This window comes from Pseudomonas sp. Rh2 (assembly GCF_040762985.1).
Classification (GTDB): Bacteria; Pseudomonadota; Gammaproteobacteria; order Pseudomonadales; family Pseudomonadaceae; genus Aquipseudomonas; species Aquipseudomonas taiwanensis.
The window spans coordinates 4,934,327-4,957,471 of record NZ_CP142890.1 but is presented as its reverse complement, the minus strand read 5'-3'; the positions used below and the strand labels follow the sequence as shown (position 1 = coordinate 4,957,471).

At 58.5% G+C, this 23,145-nt stretch carries 17 protein-coding genes and 6 pseudogenes; 2 read left to right on the top strand and 21 right to left on the bottom strand.

What is annotated here, in order from left to right:
- Positions 1-76: 76 nt before the first annotated feature.
- The gene (locus VXM67_RS22630) at positions 77-1,660 is read left to right on the top strand and encodes a PAS domain-containing methyl-accepting chemotaxis protein (protein WP_367237385.1); all 1,584 of its coding nucleotides are present in this window, start codon (positions 77-79) and stop codon (positions 1,658-1,660) included.
- Here VXM67_RS22630 and VXM67_RS22625 read toward each other — a convergent pair.
- The 9 genes and pseudogenes from VXM67_RS22625 to VXM67_RS22585 form a co-directional block, all read right to left on the bottom strand.
- Positions 1,654-2,196, bottom strand: a complete 543-nt coding sequence (locus VXM67_RS22625) for a hypothetical protein (RefSeq protein ID WP_148299934.1) — start codon at positions 2,194-2,196, stop codon at positions 1,654-1,656. The genes VXM67_RS22630 and VXM67_RS22625 overlap by 7 nt on opposite strands.
- Positions 2,197-2,262: 66 nt before the next feature.
- Positions 2,263-2,460, bottom strand: coding sequence for a hypothetical protein (locus tag VXM67_RS22620; RefSeq protein ID WP_148299933.1), 198 nt, complete (start codon positions 2,458-2,460; stop codon positions 2,263-2,265).
- 36 nt (positions 2,461-2,496) lie between these two features.
- Positions 2,497-3,033, bottom strand: a pseudogene (locus tag VXM67_RS22615) (RHS domain-containing protein); the annotation flags it as partial.
- Positions 3,034-3,109: 76 nt separating this feature from the next.
- Positions 3,110-3,733, bottom strand: coding sequence for a hypothetical protein (locus VXM67_RS22610; protein ID WP_023382284.1), 624 nt, complete (start codon positions 3,731-3,733; stop codon positions 3,110-3,112).
- 2 nt (positions 3,734-3,735) lie between these two features.
- Positions 3,736-4,125, bottom strand: coding sequence for a hypothetical protein (locus VXM67_RS22605; RefSeq protein ID WP_367237384.1), 390 nt, complete (start codon positions 4,123-4,125; stop codon positions 3,736-3,738).
- A 204-nt stretch (positions 4,126-4,329) separates the two neighbouring features.
- A complete protein-coding gene (locus VXM67_RS22600; RefSeq protein ID WP_367237383.1) occupies positions 4,330-5,307 on the bottom strand; it encodes an IS5 family transposase in 978 nt (325 codons plus the stop codon).
- A 231-nt stretch (positions 5,308-5,538) separates the two neighbouring features.
- The gene (locus VXM67_RS22595; RefSeq protein WP_104883325.1) at positions 5,539-6,003 is read right to left on the bottom strand and encodes an SMI1/KNR4 family protein; all 465 of its coding nucleotides are present in this window, start codon (positions 6,001-6,003) and stop codon (positions 5,539-5,541) included.
- 2 nt (positions 6,004-6,005) lie between these two features.
- A pseudogene (locus VXM67_RS22590) lies at positions 6,006-6,236 on the bottom strand (HNH/ENDO VII family nuclease); the annotation flags it as partial.
- 201 nt (positions 6,237-6,437) lie between these two features.
- Positions 6,438-7,702, bottom strand: a pseudogene (locus tag VXM67_RS22585) (RHS repeat-associated core domain-containing protein); the annotation flags it as partial.
- 5 nt (positions 7,703-7,707) lie between these two features.
- Here VXM67_RS22585 and VXM67_RS22580 point away from each other — a divergent pair.
- Positions 7,708-7,917 carry a hypothetical protein gene (locus VXM67_RS22580; protein ID WP_041925546.1) on the top strand — a complete coding sequence of 70 codons (210 nt, stop codon included), beginning with the start codon at positions 7,708-7,710 and terminating at the stop codon, positions 7,915-7,917.
- A gap of 145 nt (positions 7,918-8,062) precedes the next feature.
- Here the strand turns inward: VXM67_RS22580 and VXM67_RS22575 are convergent, their stop codons facing one another.
- From VXM67_RS22575 to VXM67_RS22520, 12 genes and pseudogenes are all read right to left on the bottom strand, one after another.
- Positions 8,063-8,413, bottom strand: coding sequence for a hypothetical protein (locus tag VXM67_RS22575; RefSeq protein WP_023382277.1), 351 nt, complete (start codon positions 8,411-8,413; stop codon positions 8,063-8,065).
- A gap of 368 nt (positions 8,414-8,781) precedes the next feature.
- Positions 8,782-9,989: pseudogene (locus VXM67_RS22570) on the bottom strand (RHS repeat-associated core domain-containing protein); the annotation flags it as partial.
- A gap of 56 nt (positions 9,990-10,045) precedes the next feature.
- Positions 10,046-10,669, bottom strand: a complete 624-nt coding sequence (locus VXM67_RS22565) for a hypothetical protein (protein ID WP_023382275.1) — start codon at positions 10,667-10,669, stop codon at positions 10,046-10,048.
- 9 nt (positions 10,670-10,678) lie between these two features.
- A pseudogene (locus VXM67_RS22560) lies at positions 10,679-11,020 on the bottom strand (AHH domain-containing protein); the annotation flags it as partial.
- A gap of 51 nt (positions 11,021-11,071) precedes the next feature.
- A pseudogene (locus tag VXM67_RS22555) lies at positions 11,072-11,872 on the bottom strand (RHS repeat-associated core domain-containing protein); the annotation flags it as partial.
- Between the two features lie 130 nt (positions 11,873-12,002).
- A complete protein-coding gene (locus VXM67_RS22550) occupies positions 12,003-12,494 on the bottom strand; it encodes a hypothetical protein (protein ID WP_148299932.1) in 492 nt (163 codons plus the stop codon).
- 22 nt (positions 12,495-12,516) lie between these two features.
- On the bottom strand, positions 12,517-17,100 hold the full coding sequence (locus tag VXM67_RS22545; RefSeq protein WP_367237382.1) for an RHS repeat-associated core domain-containing protein: 4,584 nt from the start codon (positions 17,098-17,100) through the stop codon (positions 12,517-12,519).
- On the bottom strand, positions 17,097-19,931 hold the full coding sequence (locus tag VXM67_RS22540; protein ID WP_367237381.1) for a type VI secretion system tip protein VgrG: 2,835 nt from the start codon (positions 19,929-19,931) through the stop codon (positions 17,097-17,099). The genes VXM67_RS22545 and VXM67_RS22540 overlap by 4 nt, the downstream gene beginning before the upstream one ends.
- Positions 19,932-20,012: 81 nt before the next feature.
- Positions 20,013-20,531, bottom strand: a complete 519-nt coding sequence (locus VXM67_RS22535) for an Hcp family type VI secretion system effector (protein WP_023382270.1) — start codon at positions 20,529-20,531, stop codon at positions 20,013-20,015.
- 479 nt (positions 20,532-21,010) lie between these two features.
- Positions 21,011-21,745 (bottom strand): YkgJ family cysteine cluster protein, encoded by a 735-nt coding sequence (locus VXM67_RS22530; protein ID WP_023382269.1) that lies wholly within the window; start codon positions 21,743-21,745, stop codon positions 21,011-21,013.
- Entirely contained in the window at positions 21,742-22,053 is a 312-nt protein-coding gene (locus VXM67_RS22525; RefSeq protein ID WP_023382268.1) for a hypothetical protein, read from the bottom strand. The genes VXM67_RS22530 and VXM67_RS22525 overlap by 4 nt, the downstream gene beginning before the upstream one ends.
- A gap of 87 nt (positions 22,054-22,140) precedes the next feature.
- Positions 22,141-23,040 carry a chemotaxis protein gene (locus VXM67_RS22520; protein ID WP_023382267.1) on the bottom strand — a complete coding sequence of 300 codons (900 nt, stop codon included), beginning with the start codon at positions 23,038-23,040 and terminating at the stop codon, positions 22,141-22,143.
- Positions 23,041-23,145: the final 105 nt, after the last annotated feature.

Here is a 23,145-nt window from a genome sequence, read left to right as displayed (position 1 = left end):
TCAATTCAACGCCGGTTTTTACCCCTAGAGTCGAATGCCCTGCCGATCTTCCCAACTACAACAACGAGTGCCTCCGATGAAGTGCAATTTGCCTGTTACCGGTCGCGAAGTGGATTACCCCGGCGATGCCAACATTCTTTCCACCACTGACCTGGACAGCCGTATCACCTATGCGAACCAGGATTTCGTGAAGGTCAGCGGGTTCTCCCATGATGAGTTGCTGGGCAATGCCCACCACATCGTCCGCCACCCGGACATGCCGCCCCAGGCTTTCGAGCAGATGTGGCAGACGCTCAAGGGCGGGCGTTCGTGGATGGGGCTGGTGAAGAACCGTTGCAAGAATGGCGATCATTACTGGGTCAGTGCATTCGTGTCGCCGATCAGCAGTGGCGGCCAGACCATCGAGTACCAATCGGTACGGACCAAGCCCAGCCCCGAGCTGGTCGCGGCGGCTGAGCGTTGCTATGCGCAGTTGCGCCAGGGCCGTGGCGGTTGGCGCCAGCGCATACCGGTGCTGGGGTTACGCAGCCGGCTGATGCTCAGCGTCGGCACGGTATTGGCGTCGGTGGCCGCGCTGGGCCATTGGGGCCTGGGTATAGGCGGCTTGCCCGCACTGCTGGAGTTGGGGCTGGCTGCAGGCTTGAGCGGCCTGGTGATCGTCGTCTTGCTACGCCCGTTCGAACGCCTGCGCGCACAGGCCCTGGCCATAGCCGACAACCCCTTGAGCCAGCAGTTGTACACCGGCCGACGTGATGACATCGGCCAGGTAGCTTTCGCCATGCGCATGCTCAAGGCCCAACTGGGCGCGGTGGTGGGGCGTATCGGCGACACCTCGACACGCCTGGCGGCCCATTCCGGCGCCTTGGTCGACGCCTTGCTCACCAGTCATAGCCATAGCCTCGAGCAGCAAGGCGAAGCCGACCAGGTAGCCACGGCGATCCACCAGATGAGCGCCAGTGTTGCCCAGGTGGCGAGCAGCGCGCAGTTGGCAGCGGTGGCGGCGGATGAGGCCGAGGGCGAGACCCAGGCCGGGCATCGGTTGGTGGACCGTAACCGCAACGCCATCCAGGGTCTGGCCGGCGCGTTGGCCGAGGCCAGTCAGGTGATTCACCGGCTGGAAACCCACAGCAGCGAGATATCGGGTGTGCTCGATGTCATCCGCGGTATTGCCGAACAGACCAATTTGCTGGCATTGAACGCGGCGATAGAGGCGGCCCGAGCCGGCGAGCAAGGTCGGGGATTTGCCGTTGTGGCCGATGAAGTACGCAACCTCGCCAAGCGCACCGCGCAGTCGACCCATGAAATCCAGCGCATGATCGGTGCCCTCCAGGACGGCACCCGCGCCGCGGTAGAAGTGATGCAGCAAAGCAGCGAGCATGCCGGACACAGCGTCGAGCAGGCGCAACTGGCCAGCAGCGCCCTGGATGGCATCAGCGCCCGGGTCAACCAGATCAACGAGATGAGCTTGCAGATTGCCGCGGCGGTGGAGCAACAAAGCCAGGTCAGCGAGAGCATAAACCGCAATATCGTCAGCATTCGTCTGGCCAGTGAAGCGACGGTGGAGGTGGGGCAGCATAGCCACTCACGTGCCAGTGATGTGGCGTATTTGGCGCAGGACTTGCGGCGGTTGGCGGATGAGTTTTGGCGGCGTTGTCAGTAGGGGGATTGGGCGCCCCCATTTACATGCACCTCAGTTCTATCCAAAACGACTAGCTCCATATTTTTTGAGTCAACGCCTACACGTCGTGCAGATGTAGCTTTTACCTGGGTCGAGTTATCCAACGCCACTTGACCATCCGTTGGCGCGAGGGGCGCGGCGGCCAGGGTCCAGGCGTCGACTTCAAACATGGAGTCGTACAGCGCCACCTGGGCCAGTTGCTGGCGGGCCCGGGCATGATTGACCTCGGCGTCGAGGTTGCCGCTAGCGGCGTCCTTGAGCAGCCCGGCCAGCCCACCGAACAGTTGGCTGGCGGTCTGGCCGGCGGCTTCGAGCATGGCAGGCAATTGCTCGAGGGCGCCGTCGACGTAGTGCTCCAGCTCGCCGCCAAGGTTGGCCTGCAGGTGGCCTTCGAGGATTTCCAGGAACACCGCGCCCAAGTTGGCCCGGGGGTTGCGCCGCAGCTTCTGCCGGGTGACGCGGATGTCACCGGCACCCGCCACCAACCGCCAATCCAGGCCCTGCACGAGAGAGCGCATGCCCAAGGTGGTCAGGGCGATGTCGGCGTGGCTACGAGTAAAGAGCGCGGCTGGGTGAACTCGAGGTCAAGTAATTCTTAGTTGCAATCTTGCCTTTTCAACAATCCCCTTCAGCGTCTGAGCGTCATTTTGAGGCGACACCATGGTTGCCTTTTTTTGCCCGAGTTCATAGATCAATTTGTAAACACCCGCTGGAATTTCCAGATCATGTTCATCGCCAATATTTCCAATAGTAATCACCCCACTTTCAAGGGACTCGTTCACTATCCATAAAAGTAGTCAATAAAACGTTCAAAATTCTGGATCTTGAGCAATGAATCGCGCAGAACTCGGATCATAGTAGCGATACCGGTTGTAATGCAGCCCTGTTTCATGATCGTGGTACTGCCCCTGGAAGCGGATCGGGTTACCCAGACTATGCTGCTTGGCCCACTCCGAACGCGCCTCCCGCACCTCACCCCACGCCTTGTACTGCCCCGCCCAGGCAACGTTGCCGTGCTGATCGGTCAGCTCCATCGGCGTGCCGAGATGATCGCAGTGGTACCAGGCAATCGCATCGAACGCCTGCGGCGGCATCGTCGTTTGCCACGACGGATCCTGATCGAAGTCGTACTCCCGCTGACGCCAATCCGGCTGCCTGTGCAGCACGATCGGGCGCTTGCGCAGGGCCTGGGCCACCGGCACGAAGCTGCCCGGTTCATACAGGTAGTGCACCGTGCGCCCGGTATCGCCATCGTCCCTTGGCGGTTAGCTTTCCCAGGCCAGGGTGTCGCCGTCCCAACCGTACAGGGTGAAGCCACAGCTGAGATCACGTTGGCGCTTGGCCCGCTGCATCTTCCCGTTCACCCAGGCGCAAGTTATAAACTTGCGCCTGCTCAAAAAACATATTTTATCTAGACCTCAAGCGATATAGCTATAATGGCAAAATCCCCTTTGAGTCACTTTCTTTTAAAGAGATAAATTCAACGCCTAACACGCCGAGCGCTTCAGCCTTCTCCTTGAAATCCTCTGTGCAGTAAAGAGTATCTATGTACGGTGAAAACCTATCAATTCGAAACACTGCACTGTCCTTTTTCTTAAGCATTAACGACTCAAAAGACTGCATTCGACCATACTCGTCACCAATAATTTTTGACGACAAATCAATCACATCATCAGGGCTATAAGATTTGAAAACAGCAGCATAGTAACCAATAGGATTATCCGTCCGCCCACCATTGACTTTGCAATCCACCTTAACCACATCAATGAAATGCACCCCGGTTTCTACACATGCAGCATAGAATTTTTCATTAATTGCATACAGTCCCTCCGCCAAACTACGAGCACCGAAATAATATTTTTTTGACTCCCCTACAAGCACCATCCCCGCAGGCATTTTTTCATGCCCACCATTAACTGGCGCATTTTTATACCAAGGGAAATACCCATATTCAACCTCACCCCAATTTTCGTATATTTTATCATAGAGTGCGGCATCTAGCAGACCCAGATGCGAGCCTACGTCTTTTTTCTGGCTAATCGCATAAAAGTTCATATTCAATCCAACCTTTTTGGTTTCAAATCTAGAGTTCCAGGCGCCTGCAGCATTTTACGATTTCGATTTTGGAGTACAACAATCCTTTCTCTCGCCACAGAGTCGCTTAGTAACAGCATTGCCAATCGAGTGCTTAATGCATCTCTGCTATGGAAATCACGAACACCTTCAAGACCCGGTATCTGTATTCGCCACTGCGCTGCTAATTTCCGGCACTCCAACTGGTCGATTTCTCGTGAAATGTATTTTTCAACAAAATTTATTGGGCTTGGCAAGTCTTCTGGAAACGTATAATTAATTGCTGCAAGGGCTATGAGCATAAATTTTCTCAGTACAATATTTGCCTCTCGACCATCATTGGGCCACACAATTTCACCGTAAGCAAAGCTCATTCCCATTCCACTCCTAGGTGTGTCAATGCATCTCTGCAACTTTTACAAGTAGGTTTGTTAGGGAGGCGCTGAACAATTAGCCAATTCTCACCGTCCCCATTTTCAAGCCGGTTTTTCAACCTACCGGCCTTATTCTGCGTTTCTTGGGCCGATTTCTACCCTGATTTTGCTGATTAGCGGGCCAGCCCCGCCTTTCGGACGGACTTATCCCGCCGTCCGTTGCAAATACCGCTTGGCCAGTACCAGATTGGCCAACCCCAACAGACTGAACAACTGCGCCGTATTCTTTTCCAGTCCACGGTAGCGAACCTTGCGATGATTGAAGCGCACCTTGATCACCTGGAAGGGATGCTCGATCTTGGCACGCAGCTGCGCCTTGGCGTATTCGATTTTGCGCTTGACTCGGTACAGCACGCTGTCTTTGCCGTGATGTTTGTAACTGCTTGGCCGTGCTGCAATCGACCAGATAACGTCCCGTTCAGCATGCTCCGGTCGCTTGGCCGCACCAGTGTATCCAGCGTCACCCGAAACATAGGTTTCGGCGCCGTGCAGCAACTGATCGACCTGGGTGACATCCGCCACGTTGGCGGCAGTCCCTACCACGCTGTGCACGAGTCCCGATGTGGCGTCGACAGCAACGTGGGCCTTCATCCCGAGGTGCCATTGATTGCCTTTCTTGGCCTGATGCATCTCAGGATCACGCTTGCCTTCTCGGTTCTTGACCGAAGGCGGCGCGGCGATCAGGGTAGCGTCGACGATAGTGCCTTCCTTGAGCAGCAGACCCTGGCTGGCCAGATGCTGGTTAATCGTTTCAAACAGCACCCGCGTTAGCTGATGGGTTTCCAGCAAGCGGCGAAACCGCAACAAGGTGGTGGCATCCGGTGCCGACTCACTGCCCAGGTCGATGCCGATGAAACCACGAATGGCCTGGCTGTCGTAGACGGCATCTTCGGTACCTTCATCGGAGAGACCGAAACACTGCTGCACGACATACATGCGCAGCATGCGCGACAACCCAATCGCAGGGCGTCCACGCGTGCCTGTGGTGTCGCTATAGAACGGCGCCACTTGCGCCTCCACTTGTGCCCAGGGCACCAGCTGTTCAAGGTCCGCCAGGAAGCGATCTCGGCGAGTCTGCTTTTTCTTGCCGGTGTATTCGAGTTCGGAGAAGGTCTTTTGCATGCGCGTAACAAAGCTCACGGAGGAGGCTGGTTGAGGGGGCTCAGTGTGCCAAGGGTGGGGGCGGCTGGCTATTTATGCAGTGTCTCCCTAAGAGCCAACAGAAATTCGTTGCGCAGATGCTTGATGCCCTGATCGCTCAGGCCACGACTAAAGCCAGCAACGAAGGACAGGAGATTTTGCAGTAAGCAGATAAAACAACACCGGCGCATGGCCGGTGCAGGATGAGAATATCTATCTAATATGAGCAGAAATTCGTTTATATAAAAACTCATAAAAATCTGAAGCGTAATTAACGTTTTCACCAGACGGAAGTCGAAGACTCACGGGGCACTCACCATCTTTAAACTTCGAATAGTCAAAGAAAAAGACTTCCCCCATATCAGTTTCGCTAATCACAAGCTTTTTGCCATCTATCAGATTATTTTTTATGCCCACAATATGCTGATAGACAATATCCCCTCCATTGACACCCTCAAAGTCCACGCCATAGATACTGTAAATTTCTTCAGTACCAATCTCGCCACCCGCATACGTCTTTAAAAACCACTTGTACGACCCTGGCAGTTCAAGCCCTAGCCGCTGCTCGGCCTTCTCAATCCAGTCATCACTCACGCAATCGGCCTGGCTACCAAAGCACACGATATCAGGATGCAGTGATACTAATTCCTCAATTTGATGTGTCGTAACTTGGCTCATTCTCAATTCCTAAAGTCTGCAGGTCGTTGCTTCCAGTACTGCACCTTCCACTTATCAAAAGCTGCCCTATCACTACCAGAAGGAATTATATTAGGGTTAATGTGAATAGTTGCGCTATTGGTTTGGTGAAAACTTTGCGTCATTTCTGCAATAGGCCCTGACTGTGTTCGTGTCATATGGTGCAGGTTCACCGACTTGCCATCTACACCTATGGGCGCTCGACCAGAGGCCATACGCTCAGCATTACTACCGGTTATGACCTTGCCACCTTCACGCCAACTAGTTTGCAAATTAGGATCAAATAAATCATTCCGCTGATAGACCTTATTCCCACTAAACTGAATAGGATCTTTTGACCAAAAATTACGTTGCTGAGTAAAAACAGAGCCCGCCTCTGTAGCGTTCCCTAATCCTTTTGCACCACAGCAACATTCTTTTGCTAGTCCTAGTGGATCAATCCAACTTATAGGGTTTGGAGCATGTACATATTGATTTAGCCCCCCGGCATAGCTAATGGGGTCTTTACAAATGAATCGAGCACCCCGAGTATCATAATACCGATGTCGATTGTAATGCAGCCCAGTCTCATGATCGTGGTACTGCCCCTGGAAGCGAATCGGGTTACTCAGGCCATGCTGCTTGGCCCACTCCGAACGCTCCTCCCGCACCTCACCCCACGCCTTGTACTGCCCCGCCCACGCAACGTTGCCGTGCGGATCGGTCAGCTCCATCGGCGTGCCGAGGTGATCGCAGTGGTACCAGGCAATCGTATCGAACGCCTGCGGCGGCATCGTCGTTTGCCACAACGGATCCTGATCGAAGTCGTACTCCCGCTGACGCCAATCCGGCTGCCTGTGCAGCACGATCGGGCGCTTGCGCAGGGCCTGGGCCACCGGCACGAAGCTGCCCGGTTCATACAGGTAGTGCACCGTGCGCCCGGTATCGCCATCGTCCCTTGGCGGTGAGCTTTCCCAGGCCAGGGTGTCGCCGTCCCAACCGAACAGGGTGAAGCCACAGCCGAGATCACGTTGGCGCTTGGCCCGCTGCATCTGGTTCCAGCCGGTACCCGCTTCCGGCCTATCCCAGTAATGTGCGACCGAGTTCTTGTACAGACGTCGACCCAAGGCGTCGTAGGCGAAGTCGACCTTGAGCTTGTCGTCGCTGTAGCTGGCCAACCGGTCGAACAGGTCCCAGGTGAAGTGGGCGTGCGCGCCGTTTTGTAAGCGGTGCACCAAGTTGCCGCGTTCGTCGTACTTGTAGTGGGTGCCGGCGTATTCGCGCAGCAGGTTGTCCATCAACTTGTTGCGACGTGGGTCGGCTTCCAGCGGGCGGTTCAGCTCCTGGGGCTTCTGGTCCAACAGGTTGCCGGCGGGGTCGAAGGCGAAGGTTTCGACCCTCAGGCAACTGGTGGCTGGCAGCAGGCGACCCGCCGGACCACTTCACGGTGCAGGTCGTCGCGCTCGTAGGCCAGCAGCTCATGCTGGTCAAGGGTCACGCCAAGCACGTGACCGCTCCCGTAGGTGAGCGTTCTGAACTTATGGCCATCGGGGCGAAGGTTCAGCGCGTCGTACTCTTGCTTCCACAATGCGACCATCGGCACAGCGGTCTTGAGGTAGTACTGATGCTCGTGAGAGAGGTTTCCCGCTTCGTCATGGAACCATTGCAGCTTGCTGTCGGCATTGATGGCCTGGATCAGCTCGCGTTTTGGGCCGGCACGATATTTCCACTGCAAACAACGCCGACGACAGCGCGACGGCCAGCACCGGAATTCGGCAATTGTCGGCGGCGCTGGCCGACACGAACGACGAGCATCGTGCAATTGCCGATACCTGGCTGCACCGTGCGATCGCCGGAATTCAGCAAATGCACCTCAACGACGACGCGCGCCAGGTGGTTGCGGAACGACTTTTCTAGTCACCAACAGAATGACGGCTGCCGCTGCGCTTCTCCCCGATCAGGGAGAAACAAGTGACCGCGCGGAGGTCGATTTCTGGGCAACAACAAGGGCCCCTTACGCAGCCCTGTTGTTTCACCGCTCTTTTCGGATGCGGTCCATCAATCAATCTGGCGCAAAGTGGCTATGCAAATCCGAACCCATATCGTTGATTGGAACTCTGTTCCCGTCATGGTCTTCGGTACAGATAACGAATCGTTCAACGGTTTGATCTACCACGCGCGCACCATCGACAACTGCAAATAGGCCAAAAAGTGCGCCTTTTACGGATTCCGCGATTACCCGATCCAACAGCTCACGATCGTGGTCGTTGAGGTTCGAACGCCACGCGGCTACATCTACCAAGAACTTTTCCGGTTTCCTGCCGGGAGGAGACGTGAAGAGTGCGATTAAGTCATTGATCGTCGCGTCCCTCACGTGCTCGTCTATCAATGAAAGTAGTTCGGCTGTGTTCATGTGCTTAGCTCACACGTTGGTAATTTCCTCGCGAACGCACCGGGATACGTCTGCTTGTTCAGGTCAATCAAGCGCTGCAAGCATTCGTTTGATGCTCCGGTGCGGCTCCTGAGATCGCGAATATCTTTCGCGAGCAGATCCCGGGCGGTGCCAGTATAAGAGCCTTTGATCGTCGGAATTCGCAAATGCTCTGGCCTCGGAACAGCAATTGCCGGTGCGGTCTGATGATCGTAATTCGGCACGACCTGACCAGCCGGCTTGCTTTGCATCGCGTGGTGAATATCTAGACCGTCGCCAGAAGCGGAACGCTTCTTGAGATCGTCGTAGGTACCAACATCGTACTTCGAGCACGGATCGCAAGGGTATCGAGCCAGCCCCAGCGGGTCAATCCACTGCGTCGGGTTGGGCGCGTACTGATAGACGTTAATGCCGCCGACGAGCCCGATGGGATCCTTGCTAACAAACCGCCTTACATTGGGATCATAGTATCTATGTCGATTGTAATGCAGCCCTGTCTCATGATCGTGGTACTGCCCCTGGAAGCGGATCGGGTTACCCAGACTATGCTGCTTGGCCCACTCCGAACGCTCCTCCCGCACCTCACCCCATGCCTTGTACTGCCCCGCCCACGCAACGTTGCCGTGCGGATCGGTCAGCTCCATCGGCGTGCCGAGGTGATCGCAGTGGTGCCAGGCAATCGTATCGAACGCCTGCGGCGGCATCGTCGTTTGCCACAACGGATCCTGATCGAAGTCGTACTCCCGCTGACGCCAATCCGGCTGCCTGTGCAGCACGATCGGGCGCTTGCGCAGGGCCTGGGCCACCGGCACGAAGCTGCCCGGTTCATACAGGTAGTGCACCGTGCGCCCGGTATCGCCATCGTCCCTTGGCGGTGAGCTTTCCCAGGCCAGGGTGTCGCCGTCCCAGCCGAACAGGGTGAAACCACAGTTCAGTTCGCGCTGGCGTTTAACGCGCTGCATCTCGTTCCAGCCAGTACCCGCTTCCGGCCGATCCCAGTAGTGCGCCACCGAATGTTTGTGCAAGCGCCGACCCAGGGCGTCGTAGCTGTAATCGACCTTGAGCTTGTCGTCGCTGTAGCTGGCCAACCGGTCGAACAGGTCCCAGGTGAAGTGGGCGTGCGCGCCGTTCTGTAAGCGGTGCACCAGGTTGCCGCGTTCGTCGTACTTGTAATGGATGCCGGTGGCGTCGAAGGCGAAGGTCTCGGTCTGGTTCTGCTCGGCCAGGTGGGCGGTGAGCGCGGCCACGCGGCCCATGCGGTCAAAACGCAGCTCGATTCGGCGCTGGCCTTGGAACGGGGACCACTGCCATCCCATTCCAAGATGAAGCCGCCCTCAACGCGATCATTGGACCGCGTGATCCGATGATTGCGGTACCGACTGTGCAGGCGGCGCCATCTTCGTCACGGGCGCCGATCAGGTCGCCCTGGCCGTCGTAATGGTAAGTGCACAACTGACGAAGCGGCTTGCCATCGACTCAGATCCCGAAGGTTGCTATTTGAATCGAAGGCGAAAATTTCCAAGTAGGGGCGGCTGATGACTTTGAGCAGACGCCCCACCGAGCTGTACCCACCGAGCGCCCTACAATCCTGACCTAAAAACAAGGCAAACTTAATTACAAAGGATATATCTTCTCCGACCCCCACTCTTCAATGGAGTAAAAATCGACACCCAAGACTTTTACCTCTTCGGCTTTATTTTTAAATTCTTCACTGCAAAATAAAGTATTTATATAAGGAGAAAGGCCAGATATCTTAAATACAGCATTCCCAACATCATTCAACTCCAACTTGCCAAATGACTCCACCATATTGTACTCGTCGCGCACCAAACCTAAAGAACCTTTTATAACCTCTTCAATTGCGTATGACTTAAAAACAGCCACATGATAAGCACCGGGGTTTTCCCTTCTACCTCCTCCTACCTTAAAGCTAACGCGAACAACATCCTGAAAAACCACCCCGGACTTTTCACACGCATTATAAAAACTATCACTAATTGCGTATAGATCGTTAATTAGTCGGCGCGCACCAAAACAGTACTTTTTCCCGGCTCCCACTAGGACCATGCCTTCAGGCATTTTTTCATGAGGGTGGTGCCTCGCTGAATTAGCGTACCAAGGGAAGGCGCCATATTCCACCTCCCCCCAATTTTCATAAATCGTGTCGTACAAGGTGGCATCAAGAAGCCCCAAAGGACAACCAGAGTCTTTTTTCTGGCTCATCATGTAGAATTTCATTTTTACCCCTTATTCTAAGCGTTTAGGTGCAATACCAGGAGCACCGGGAGCTTGTAGCAACATCCTGTTCCTATTTTGTAGCGCCGCAATTTTATCCCGCGCAGTAGAATTATTAATCATTCCCGCAGAATGAGCGGCCGAGATTCTAGACACCTCGAAATCAACCCCCGCACTGTACTTAGCATGGCTTCCGCAATGATAGAGCATGCGCCCCATTTGTTTTGCTTTGCCCTCCCTATCCGGCATTAGAACTCCATTCTGTTTCTTGTCCACATCCCCGCCGAGGCCTATAGAGACAAAGAATGATGTGTGGTTTTTCCAAATCTGTTCAGGAACGATATGGTGAGCTTGAAGGTGGTCGCCCGCAATCCCTCCTAATGCATTGTTGAGCTTCGAACTGCAAAGCCCCAGCGGGTCAATCATTCCGGTAGGGTTAGCCACGTAAAGGAAAATATTTACTCCTCCGCCGTAGCTTAGCGGATCCTTGCTGACAAACCGCCCTACATCGGGATCATAGTATCTATGTCGATTGTAATGCAGCCCAGTTTGATGATCGTGATACTGCCCCTGAAAGCGAATCGGGTTACTCATCCCGACCTGCTTGGCCCACTCCGAACGCTCCTCCCGCACCTCGCCCCACGCCTTGTACTGCCCCGCCCAGGCAACGTTGCCGTGCTGATCGGTCAGCTCCATCGGCGTGCCGAGGTGGTCACAGTGGTACCAGGCAATCGCATCGAACGCCTGCGGCGGCATCGTCGTTTGCCACAACGGATCCTGATCGAAGTCGTACTCCCGCTGACGCCAATCCGGCTGCCTGTGGAGCACGATCGGGCGCTTGCGCAGGGCCTGGGCCACCGGCACGAAACTGCCCGGTTCATACAGGTAATGCACCGTACGCCCGGTATCGCCATCGTCCCTTGGCGGTGAGCTTTCCCAGGCCAGGGTGTCGCCGTCCCAGCCGAACAGGGTGAATCCGCAACCCAGTTCACGTTGGCGCTTGGCCCGTTGCATCTGGTTCCAGCCGGTACCCGCTTCCGGCCTATCCCAGTAATGCGCGACCGAGTTCTTGTACAGACGTCGACCCAGGGCGTCGTAGGCGAAGTCGACCTTGAGCTTGTCGTCGCTGTAGCTGGCCAACCGGTCGAACAGGTCCCAGGTGAAGTGGGCGTGCGCGCCGTTTTGTAAGCGGTGCACCAGGTTGCCGCATTCCTGGTCCAACAGGTTGCCGGCGGGGTCGTGTTTGTCCAAGCAATTGAGCAGTCGTTTAGCTGGCTTGTTCCATGCGGTGCTTGCGAAATCTCTTCTCGTGCAGAGCCTAGTTGACGCTCACTTTTCAGCCAGAGCGTAAAATCCGGGCGATAATTTCCTTCACCTGCTGGTTTCGCCCCTCTTGCCGTGCAATAACGTCCAGTCCGAGAGCTATACCTTCCTTGCCATTTTTAGTGGCGCAAACGAACGTTTGAGAAAAAAAATGCAGTGCACATTTCCTATTGAAATTTCGAGCAATCAAATCACCAGTCGCCCAACAATAGTCTAAGTTACTACATTTATGGTAGGCGTTAAGTAATGCATTGTATATCTTGCTCTTTTGCTCATCGGTCATGCAGAAAAATTCGGTTCCTGCCTTCAATACGAAGATATCCATTCCTGGTTTGTTAAACAAACGCTCATCGGAAAAGATTGATAGCATAAAATCAACAGATTCGTCGCTGGTTCCGTCGATTTCGAATAACAATTGTTCGTACCTGTCCGCAAGCTGGGCAACTTCTTTTCTAATTTTTTTGCCGTCAGCTTTTTGTAAGGCTGATAACAGTTCGGAAAACATGTTCATAGTCTTGTTTGCCATTTTATGGGCACTTGCAAATTTTTTTTGTATCGTATTTTGCCGAGCAGCTTAACTCATGCTCCAGCTCTAATCTACGAAGGTTGTTGTCCTCTTTGTTTATCAGCTTCCTGTGGCCTCGCTTAGTCTGATATAAGCGTTCGCCAGGCCCAATATACTCAGGAAGTTGCATTTCGTCAGTTTCAAGTTCGTGCCATCTTTTTTCCACTGATAACTTGATGTTCGCGATTTTTTGCTTGAGCTCTTGACAATATTTTCCATTGGAGTCATGTCGTGCTAGACCTCGGGGGTCAATCCAGCCAGTTGGGTTAGGTGCATATAAAAAGAGATTTAAGCCGCCGACATAGCTAATAGGATCCTGAGTGATAAAATGCCCCGCTTTTTGATCATAGTACCGATAGCGGTTGTAGTGCAGCCCCGTCTCGTGATCGTGGTACTGCCCTTGGAAGCGGATCGGGTTACCCAGTCCATGCTGCCTGGCCCACTCCGAACGCTCCTCCCGCACCTCACCCCACGCCTTGTACTGCCCCGCCCAGGCAACGTTGCCGTGCGGATCGGTCAGCTCCATCGGCGTGCCGAGGTGATCGCAGTGGTACCAGGCAATCGCATCGAACGCCTGCGGCGGCATCGTCGTTTGCCACAACGGATCCTGTTCGAAGTCGTACTCCCGCTGGCGCCAATCCGGCTGCCTGTGGAGCACGATCGGGCGCTTGCGCAGGGCCTGGGCCACCGGCACGAAGCTGCCCGGTTCATACAGATAATGCACGGTACGCCCGGTATCGCCATCGTCCCTTGGCGGTGAGCTTTCCCAGGCCAGGGTGTCGCCGTCCCAGCCGAACAGGGTGAATCCGCAACCCAGTTCACGTTGGCGCTTGGCTCGCTGCATCTGGTTCCAGCCGGTACCCGCTTCCGGCCTATCCCAGTAATGTGCGACCGAGTTCTTGTACAGACGTCGACCCAAGGCGTCGTAGGCGAAGTCGACCTTGAGCTTGTCGTCGCTGTAGCTGGCCAACCGGTCGAACAGGTCCCAGGTGAAGTGGGCGTGCGCGCCGTTTTGTAAGCGGTGCACCAAGTTGCCGCGTTCGTCGTACTTGTAGTGGGTGCCGGCGTACTCGCGCAGCAGGTTGTCCATCAGCTTGTTGCGACGTGGGTCCGCTTCCAGCGGGCGGTTCAGCTCTTGGGTTTTCTGATCCAGCAGGTTGCCAGCCGGGTCGAAGGCGAAGGTCTCGACGCCCAGGCGGCTGGTGGCCTGGAGCAGGCGGCCAACCGGATCGTATTGATACTCCAACTGGCCACGACGAGTGTCGTGGATGTTGGTCAATTGGCCCGCAGCGTCGTAACGGTACTGACGCTTGAGCAGCGTGGATGGGCCATCGTGGCTGCCCAACCACTGCTCTTGCAGGCGCCCGGCCGGGTCCCAGGCCTGGGTTTGCATGAGCTTGTTGCCCTGGTGCCGTACGACTTCACGGTGCAGGTCATCACGCTCGTAAGCTAACATCTCGTGATGGTCGAGGGTCATGCCCAGCAGATGCCCGCTGCCATACGTCAACCAACTGACCTTATGTCCATCCGGGCGAAGGGTCGAGATACGCTGGTTGAGCGCGTCGTAGGTGTGCTGCCAGACCGCAACCATCGGCGTGCCAGTTGCGAGGTAGTGCTGGTGCTCACGGGTCAGGTTGCCCGCCTCATCATGGAACCACTGCAGCTTGCTGACGGCGTTGATCGCCTGGATCAGCTTGCCGTTGCCGTCGTAGGCGAAGGTTTCGGTCTGGCTCTGATCGCCCAGGCGTGCGGTGCGTTCGACCAGCCGGTTCATGCGGTCGAAGCGCAGGTCGATGCGGCGTTGGCCGACCTGGGTGGAGGCCAGGCGACCGGAATACGGGTCGTATTGGTAGCGGGTCACCAGACCATCGAATCCGGTTTCCTGGAGCAAACGACCTACTGGATCGTAGAAGAACGTCGCCTTGCTTTCGTTTTCGTTCTCCAGGCCGATCAGGCGTCCGAGCTTGTCCCAGCGGTAGCGCAGGGTGTGCTCGTTGGCGTCGATGCGCTCAGCCAGCAGGCCGGCGGCGGTGTAGGACCAAGTGGTGCAACGATCAAGGCCATCGGAGTGAGCCAGCAAGCGACCTTCGGCGTCGTAGTCGAAACGCTCTTCGGTCTTGTCAGGGTGGGAGACCTTGGCCAACTGACCGGTCTTGTACTCATAGGCGGTTTTGTTGCCTAGTGCATCGGCGAACTCGATCAACTGGCCGAAGGCGTTGTAGGCCCAAACACTGGTCTTGCCTGAGCAGTCGGTGTACGCCAGCAACTGGCCGGCGTCGTTGTAAGCGAGTGTCTTTTCGTTGCCGTTGGCGTCCTTGATCGCCTTGACCAAGCCCGCCGGGGTATAGGCGAACTCGGTCTTGTTGCCCAGCGGATCGGTGGTCTCGACCAGATTGCCGCGCGCGTCGTAATCGCGCAGCCACAGCCCGCCCTCGGCATCGCGAATCTTGATCAGTTGGTCGTGGTCGTCGTAGGCATAGTGCTCGACGCTGTGATCGGGGCGGATGTGCTGCAGCAGATTGCTGCGCTCATCGTAGGCGTAACGGTCCTGGCTGCCGTCGGCATGGACGTGGCGGATGACGTTCTTGCGTGCGTCGCGGAACAGCCATTCGGAGTTGCCGTCCGGGTGCTTGATCCGGTAGGTGTAGCCTTGGGCATCGTAGTAATGCCAGGTTTCCTGACCCTGGGCGTCGGTGACGTAGGTCAGGCGGATGCGCGTGTCCCATGCCAGGCGGGTTTCGAAGCTGCCATCGTCGGCCCACTCGCGAATGGCCTTGGCATGGGGGCCGCTGCCGTCCCACTCCAGGTTGAAGCCGCGCGCGGTGCGATCGGTGTAACGGGTGATCAGGTGATGGCGGTAGCGGTAGTGCCAGGCGGCGCCGTTTTCATCCTGGGCGCCGATCAGGTCGCCCTGGCCATCGTAGTGATACCCGCACAGCTGACGCAGCGGCTTGCCGTCGACCACCTGCCACAAGCCTTGAATGTGGCCGTGATCGTCGAGCAGGGTGCCCAGTTGCAGGTGGACCTTGTTCGGGTCGTTGTCGAAATAGGTGTTGATGTCCGACAGCACCGGCTGGTCGTGGTGACGATGCTCGTAATGCAGCATCGCCCCCGCGCCACTGCGCAGCTGGATATGGGTCAGGTAGAAGCGGTCACCGTGACGGGCATAGGTTTCCCGGCGGCCCAGGCCGCGCAGCAGCACCAGTTGCTGCTCACCGGTGCGCACCCAGGTGAAGTACTCGACTGCGTCATACTGCGGCTTGCCCTTTTTCGGCAGCGCGAAGGCATGGCTGCGTCCGTCCATGTCGTGGAACAGCAGGCCTTTGTCGACCACGTCGATGCAGGTGGTGAACTCGGTGATCCAGCGGGCGCCGAGGATGCCGTTGTCCAGCTTGTCGAGGCGTGAGTTGTAGGTGCGAGTCCACGTGACCGGGAACGGGCCGGACAGGCTGAAGTCGGTGTGGTGCAACGACTCGCTGCCCACGGCGAAGTTGATGCGGTTGCAGGTGCTGGTGCAGACGACGTTCTTCTTGTCGTTGGCGGCACCCTTGGCCGGGCCCTGGTTGGCCGTGGCTTCGAGCAGGCCATCACCTTTCTGATGCCTGGCTTGTGAGGTGCTGCCTTCCTTGACGTTGCCGGCCACTGCCTTGGGGTTGCGCGCGTGCCAGATCGTGCTGCTCTTGTGCAGGATCAGGCGCATGCTGGCGATGGAGTTGGGGTTGGCCAGACTGGTGAGGTTGAGCATCTGCTTGCTCATCTGCGCGCCCAGGCTGCGGAACTGCGCGGTGTAGCCGAGCACTGCCTGCTGCACACGGGTGGGCACGACATTACCCATGACCATGTTGGCCGCGCCCTTGCTCATTGCCGAGTAGGCATTGCTCAGGGCTCCGAAGGCGTTTTCGAGGGAGACCTGCGGGTCTGACGTCATGGTCTCGCTGACTTTCTGCAACTGCGTGGCAGCCGTTTTCAAGTCGCCCTGGCTGTCGAGCTTGCCAAGGATGATCGCGTCAATGGCATCAGCGGTGTTGTTGACCAGCTTCTCACCGGTCTTGGCCGCTTCGGTCATCACCTCGGTGAGGTGGGCTTCGGCATCGCCCAGGAACGTGTCCAGCTCGCCAATGATCGTGGCGTTGAGGTGGCCGACCAGAATCTCGATCAGCGAGTCGCCGAGCACCTGCTTGGCTTCCTGGCGGGCAAGCACCAGCATCGGCCGCAGGCTTTTGCGGGCATAGGCCATGGTGGGTGGCGCTGGCACCACGCCGATCAGGTTGATGCCCAGGCTGAGCCAGTCCCATGGGTCCGGTTGGTCGGCAGTCGCCAGGTTGACGATGTCGCCCACGGCATCGACCAGGGCCATGATGTTGCCAATGACCGGCAACATCTCGGCGGCGTCCTTGAGCCGTTCGAGGTTGACGTAGCCATGGCTGATGTCGCGTAGCCAGGCGTCGAACACGGCGGCACCACGGCTGACGTCCTCGACGCCGATCTGGTCCAGGGGAACGACCGCTGCCTGGGCCGGGCGTTGTTTTTCGGGGATATCGGTCATGAAATCAGTTCACCAGGCAGAAGGTCGGTAACGGCGCTCGGGCTCAGGGCCTTGAACTCGGGCAGTGCTGGAAGAGAGGGCCGGTTGGCGAGCGCGCCTTGCACCTGTTGCGTGCTTTGCAGAGCGTCCTGGCCGCTCTTGAGCAGGCTCATGCCGCTGCTGGTCAGTTGCTTGGCCTTGGCAAACAGCCCGCCCTCGCCATCCGCGGCCAAGGGCACGCTGTCTGCTAGGTATTCCACGAGGGTTGGCATGCTGGGCGCGTCCGGCAGCTGCAGCGGCCAGTTGATCACGCCGACATAGCTGGAGGGGGTCCAGGGTGCGTTGGTGTCGTCGCCGAACTTGACCCAGGCCGGCCCCGGCGCGGCGCCGGACACGGCGTTGAAACCCTGCCCGTCGAGGCTGCCCTTGAACACCTTGCCCAGGGCATCGGTGACTTCGTAATCCCCGGCCTTGATGCCTTTGGCATTGGCGTACAGGTTGAACAGCTCCAGTGCGCCCTTGCCTGGCTTCGGTGGTTCGGGGAAGGTGCCGGCCATGCTCGCCGCGCCAATGTGGGCGAACTGCGCCGCGTGGGCGGTGTAGTTGCCGCTGGTGACGTGGGTGATACCCGCCGCGTTGTACGTGGTGGCGCTGCCGCCGCCTTGCACGACCAATTCGGTCTTGGCGGTTAGCACGATGCGGTCGGCATTGGCGGTGATGTCGAGCTTGGCCAGCAGGTTGATGTTGTCTTTCAGCGCGCGGATATCGATGTCGCCCGCAGCCGCCACCAGTCTCCAGCCCAGGCTCTGCACGAACAGGCGCATGCCCTGGCTGGCACTGGCCAGCAGGCGTTTGCCGATCGACAGGCTGGTGTGCCCGGTACTGCTCAGGGCCAGGTGCTCACCGGTCGACACGTGCGTCGGCCCTGGCGTGGTCAGGGCGATGCCGGCAGGGCTGGCGAGCACCAGGTGCGGCTGGGTGAGTTCGGGAAACTCATTGGCGCTCTGGTTGGCCGGGCCGCTGCCGAGAATGCCCTGATGCTGCTCGTGCAGTCGCTTGGCCACCTCGTCCTGATCGCCTGGCTCCTGTGCCTGCATCTGCTTGGCCAGTTCAGCCAGGCTGTCCTGCTGCTCGCTGGCGGTGGCCAGGCGCTCGGCCGTCTCGGGCAGGTCCTTGTGGTGCCTGGCTTCGTTCGGCCGGGGCTCGGTGGTGATCAGCAGGCCACCAGCGGCGCGCACGGCGCCGTGGCGGTCGGTGCGCAACTCGAAACCTTCACCGCGCGGGGCGCCGCCGCTCGGCCGGGGGTGGGTCAGGTAGCCGAGGTTCAGCGCACTGGCGCCGTGGTCGCTGCGCAGGGCGATGCTGATTTCACCGGTGGTGTCGTCGATGCGCAGTTCGTTGCCGCGGCTGCCCTTGTATTCCTTGCTCTTGATCGTGGCCAGGGTCTTGAGGTCGGGCAGCTTGTAGTGCGGCATGTTCACGCCGTGGTACAGGCAGCCGGTCACCAGCGGCTGGTCGGGGTCGCCTTCAAGGAAGCTGACCAGCACTTCCATGCCCACGCGGGGCAACTGCAGGCCGGCGATGCCCTGGCCGGCCCAGCCGGAGGCGACGCGCAGCCACACGCTGGACTTGTCGTCGGCCTGGCCTTCGCGGTCCCAGAAGAACTGCACCTTGATGCGGCCGTATTCGTCGCAGTAGATCTCTTCGCCGGCCGGGCCGCTGACCACGGCGCGCTGGTCGCCCAGCACCCGGGGCTTGGGGTGGCGCAGCGGCGGGCGGTACGGGGCGTCCCACGGCGTGGCGGTGAAGGTGTTGCGGTAACCCTGCTGGAAACCGTCGTGCTTCGCGTCGATGTCGCTGGTGATGACTTCTTCCAGCACCTGCGGCTGGCGGCCTTGGTGGTGCACGGCGAGCAGCAGCCAGAGGTCGTTCCAGGCCGCGTTGGGGTGGCTGGCCAGGGCCAGGAAGTGCCCGCTGGCCAGCAGCGGTTGGTCACTGCGGCCCTCGGCCTGGCGGAAGTCGCTGCGGTGGCGCTCCAGGGCGCGGGTGGCCAGGTGCTTGCCACGGGCGCGGTCGAGGAAGCGGCCGGGGTAGTCGTAGTCTTCAAGGTCCGGCTCGGCGTGGCTGACGGCCTCGCCTTCGAGCTGGATCAGCGGCTTCTTGAAGTCGTAGTCGCGGCGCGTGACGCTGCTGGTGCGGGTTTCCAGGCGCAGGGCGAAGCCCTTGATCATCGGCGTGTCGGCGACCAGCCCGGCGTCGTGCTGGAAGCTGACCGGGGCCAGTTTGGGAAACACCGTCTGGTCGTCGCCGAACACCAGCAGGTGGCCGTCGGCGCGGTGACGAAAGTGATAGTGGATGCCTTCTTCTTCGCACAAGCGCTGGATGAAGTGCAGGTTGGACTCGTCGTACTGCACGCAGTATTCGCGTTGCGGGTACTGCGCGCCCAACTGGAACTGGTAGGCATTGGCGAGGATGCCATGCTCCTCCAGGACCAGGGCGATGATCTGCGGCACGGTCTTGTGCTGGAACATGCGCTGGTTGATGCGGTGGTCCAGGTACGCCAGCTGCGGGCGCAGGGTGACCTGGTAGCGGGTCAGGCGCTTGCCCGACTCGCCCTGGGCGGCGCGATAGATCAGGCCGTGCAGGCCACGGCCGGCATCGCCGAGCTGGAGGAAGGCGGGTTTGTGCAGCAGGCGTTCCAGGTCCAGCGAAGGGCGTTCGCTGACCAGCTCGAGGTCAATGGCATAGGCGTGGCTGATGGCTTCCGTGCCGTTGAAGGCGAGGACCTGGAAATCGTGCTCCAGGCCGTCGATGTGCAAGCTGAAATGGGTCTGGTTCGCGGCGGCAAACATCCCTGTCCTCCTTTAGGAAAACGTAGTGAAAACGACCGCAGCCCGCCGCGCGAACGCGGCAGGCAGCGGTGTGATCCAGGTTTAGCCTGTGACCGGGGCGCGCCAGTCGTCGGAGCCAGAAGTTCCGGAGATCAGGTGGGTCCAGCTGATCTTGCGGTAGGTAAAGGACACGTCTTCCAGGTGGGTGAAGTGGGCGTTGGCTTCGTCCTGGCAGTTGTACATGTAGTCTTTGATGTCGACGATGATCGCGTCTTCCAGGACGGTGGTGTAGTAATGCTCCTGGGTACCGGCCGCCGAGGTGCGGTACCACTTGATCTCGACCTTGGTCATGCGCTCGCCGGAGGCCAGGGCCGCCAGCAGCTGCGGCGAAGTCTTGTCGAAGACCTTGGTGATCTTCACCGGTTTGTGCACGCGCTGGCCGGTCGGTTGGCCGGACTGCGGGTCACGGGGGATGATCACCTGGTGGTCGAAGGCCTGGACCATCACCTCGTCCTCGTGGCCTTCCTGGTAGGTGTTGCCCACCGACTCGACGGTGAACGCGCGCTCGGTGATCAGGCCTTGTTTTTCGCCGGTGACGGACATGTACGCGGGTGTTGCCATGGTGCTGCTCTCCTTGCTGTGGATAAGTCGATATCGACTGGGAAATTTCCGCTTTCCCATGTCTGGTTAATACAGAAAACGTGCCAATTCCAGGCGAGTCCTTATATATCGCGGGCTCTAAAGGTTAAGTCGTTTCAATGAGGGGCTTTTGTGCAACGAAATACCAGCAAAGTGCGCAACTTCTTGCGCAGTGGTGTGCAAAAAGTTGCGCAGTTTCCTGTACGCCATATTTCTTAAGGCCTACAGGAATGTATGCACAGGTTTATTCACATTTGAGTGCGCAACTTCTTGCGCAGTTGACTGCTAAGTCGAGTTGGCCGTGTCGGGCGCAATATCTGAAGCCGTTGTGATGGATTAGAACGTTACGGGAAAACGCTTCCTGGGTATGTAGGACGCAGGGCGACACGAGGTGTAGGAAGGGGATGACATCGGGCGGGGTGGGTAAACGGATTGTTTACCCATGCAGGGCAAGCGCTGAATCAGAATCCGATGTAGGCGTAATAGTCCGATGTTTCAGCGGTGGTTTGCAGACCCAGGTCGCCTAGGGCGACCGCCAGTTCGGCATCAGGTACATGGAGGGTCCAGGCGGTCTGCACAGCAGGAAATTCCTGTCGAAGGGCTGTGGCGAAGGCGTCCATGTTCGGCAAGTAAGCCGTGAAACCACGGCCCTTGAGTGCACTGGTGGTGATGCCCAGCGCCTGGCACAGGGCAACCTTGGCGGCGATGTCGTCGCGGTCGGCCTGGCGTGAAGCCTCCACCAGTGCCACCAGTTGCGGGTCGACCGGTAGCGTGCCATGAATCAGCGTGGGCCCCTGTTCCCATGCTTCGGGCGGACAGTCCTTGCTTTCGGGGCGCAGGGGGATGTGCGGGTTGATCTCCACCGGGTAAATGCGGCACACCAGCGGGCGTGACTCATAAATGGTACACAGGTCGTTATCGTCCAGATTCCGGCAACGGCCTGGGTTGAACGCCGCGAAGGTCACCGAGACCCGTGCCTCGCCGCTGCCGCAGGGCACCGCCAGGGAGCGGCGCAGCACGTGCTCGCGCTGCTCGATGGGCATGCCAGGGCCGTCGGCCACGAAGCCTTCGATCAAGATGATGACCTGGCCGCCGGACGCTGCCCACTGGCGGGTTTCATCCAGTGTCAGGGGGACATGGTGGCCGGTGCAGCACTTGCCACAGCCAGTACAGGCAAAACGCAGACGGTCGTTCACTGAGCTCCCGGGCTCCATTCGCTGACGAAGGCTCGTTGATGCTGGCGGTCGTACAGGCACAACTCGGTGCCTGTGCGTTGCTGCATGTGTTTCTGCGGATAGACACCTTCGATCAGCAGGGCGCTGAAACCGACCTGATCATCGAACTCCGCAGGCTTGCCGCGGGCGTGGGCATCCTTGAACTGGCTGGCGGCCAGACAAGCCTTGAGCATCTGCTGGCGCTGTTCGTTCCAGGCCTGGCTGCTGGAGGCCTGGGCTGCACCGCTGAACAGGGTGCAGGAGATAAGGAGCGAGCTGAAAAACTTCATACGCAATACCGGCAAGAAACATCCGAGGGGCGTGATTATGCCTTACACGTCCCCGGCGGCAAGCCGGGGAGATTGTCGCTGAATATATCAGTGCTCGGTGTGCGCCACCGCCCGCGCCGCCACCACCAGACAATCGGTAAGCTCTGGCGAGGAGAACTTGGTGAGGATGGCATTGGCTCCTGCCAGCCTGGCCTTTTCACTGCTCATGGCACTGTCCAGCGAGGTGTGCAGGAGGATGTACAGGTGCTGGAAGTCCGGGGTTTCGCGCAGGGTCCGGGTAAAGGCGTAGCCGTCCATCTCGGACATCTCGATGTCGGAGACGATGATGTTGATTTCCTGGGCGGTGCCTTGCAGTTCCAGCAGGACATTGATGGCGTCCTTGGCGCTGCGGGCCGTGTGGCACTCGATGCCGAGGTTGCGCAGGGTATGCACCGATTGCTGCAGCGCTACCTGGCTGTCGTCCACCACTAGGATATTGGCCGCGGCCAGCAGACTGGCATCTTGCTCGCTCACCTCGCCCGGGTGTGCCTCAGGTTCGGGCGGGGCGATGCCGTGGATGACTTTCTCGATGTCCAACACCTGTACCAACGTGTTGTCGACCCGGGTCACGCCGGTGATGAACGAGCGATTGCCCGAGCCATAGGGCGGCGGCTTGATATCGGTGCTCAGGCAATGAACGATGCGGCTGACCGCCTGTACATGAAGGCCCTGGCGCGAGCGGCTGATCTCGGTGACGATCAGGCAGCCGCCGTCCGGGTCGGCCAACGGCCGCTCGCCGATGGCACGGGACAGGTCGATCACCGACAGCGAGTTGCCGCGCAGGGTGGCCACACCTTTGACGTGGGGGTGCGATTCAGGCAACCGAGTCAGGGGCGGGCAGGGGATGATTTCGCTGACCTTGAGCAGGTTGATTGCCATCAGCTTGCCGCTGCGCAGGGTGAACAGCAGCAGGGACAACGCGTCCGCGCGGGCGTTTTGCGTGGCCATGGTGACCTTCGTTCAGAGAGGGGATGCCGGGTTATCGGCGTGTTATCGCCTGGCTTTAGGTTGGGGGAGGGTGGGGGTGTACGATTCTGGATTTTCTGCGGTGAA

What these genes read in the sequence shown, in the direction of transcription:
- VXM67_RS22525 (WP_023382268.1), bottom strand. Translation starts at nt 22,053, where the DNA reads ATGAAGTTTTTCAGCTCGCTCCTTATCTCCTGCACCCTGTTCAGCGGT.
- VXM67_RS22605 (WP_367237384.1), bottom strand. Translation starts at nt 4,125, where the DNA reads ATGAGCTTTGCTTACGGTGAAATTGTGTGGCCCAATGATGGTCGAGAG.
- VXM67_RS22630 (WP_367237385.1), top strand. Translation starts at nt 77, where the DNA reads ATGAAGTGCAATTTGCCTGTTACCGGTCGCGAAGTGGATTACCCCGGC.
- VXM67_RS22625 (WP_148299934.1), bottom strand. Translation starts at nt 2,196, where the DNA reads ATGCGCTCTCTCGTGCAGGGCCTGGATTGGCGGTTGGTGGCGGGTGCC.
- VXM67_RS22550 (WP_148299932.1), bottom strand. Translation starts at nt 12,494, where the DNA reads ATGTTTTCCGAACTGTTATCAGCCTTACAAAAAGCTGACGGCAAAAAA.
- VXM67_RS22575 (WP_023382277.1), bottom strand. Translation starts at nt 8,413, where the DNA reads ATGAACACAGCCGAACTACTTTCATTGATAGACGAGCACGTGAGGGAC.
- VXM67_RS22595 (WP_104883325.1), bottom strand. Translation starts at nt 6,003, where the DNA reads ATGAGCCAAGTTACGACACATCAAATTGAGGAATTAGTATCACTGCAT.
- VXM67_RS22540 (WP_367237381.1), bottom strand. Translation starts at nt 19,931, where the DNA reads ATGTTTGCCGCCGCGAACCAGACCCATTTCAGCTTGCACATCGACGGC.
- VXM67_RS22565 (WP_023382275.1), bottom strand. Translation starts at nt 10,669, where the DNA reads ATGAAATTCTACATGATGAGCCAGAAAAAAGACTCTGGTTGTCCTTTG.
- VXM67_RS22545 (WP_367237382.1), bottom strand. Translation starts at nt 17,100, where the DNA reads ATGACCGATATCCCCGAAAAACAACGCCCGGCCCAGGCAGCGGTCGTT.
- VXM67_RS22520 (WP_023382267.1), bottom strand. Translation starts at nt 23,040, where the DNA reads ATGGCCACGCAAAACGCCCGCGCGGACGCGTTGTCCCTGCTGCTGTTC.
- VXM67_RS22610 (WP_023382284.1), bottom strand. Translation starts at nt 3,733, where the DNA reads ATGAACTTTTATGCGATTAGCCAGAAAAAAGACGTAGGCTCGCATCTG.
- VXM67_RS22535 (WP_023382270.1), bottom strand. Translation starts at nt 20,531, where the DNA reads ATGGCAACACCCGCGTACATGTCCGTCACCGGCGAAAAACAAGGCCTG.
- VXM67_RS22600 (WP_367237383.1), bottom strand. Translation starts at nt 5,307, where the DNA reads ATGCAAAAGACCTTCTCCGAACTCGAATACACCGGCAAGAAAAAGCAG.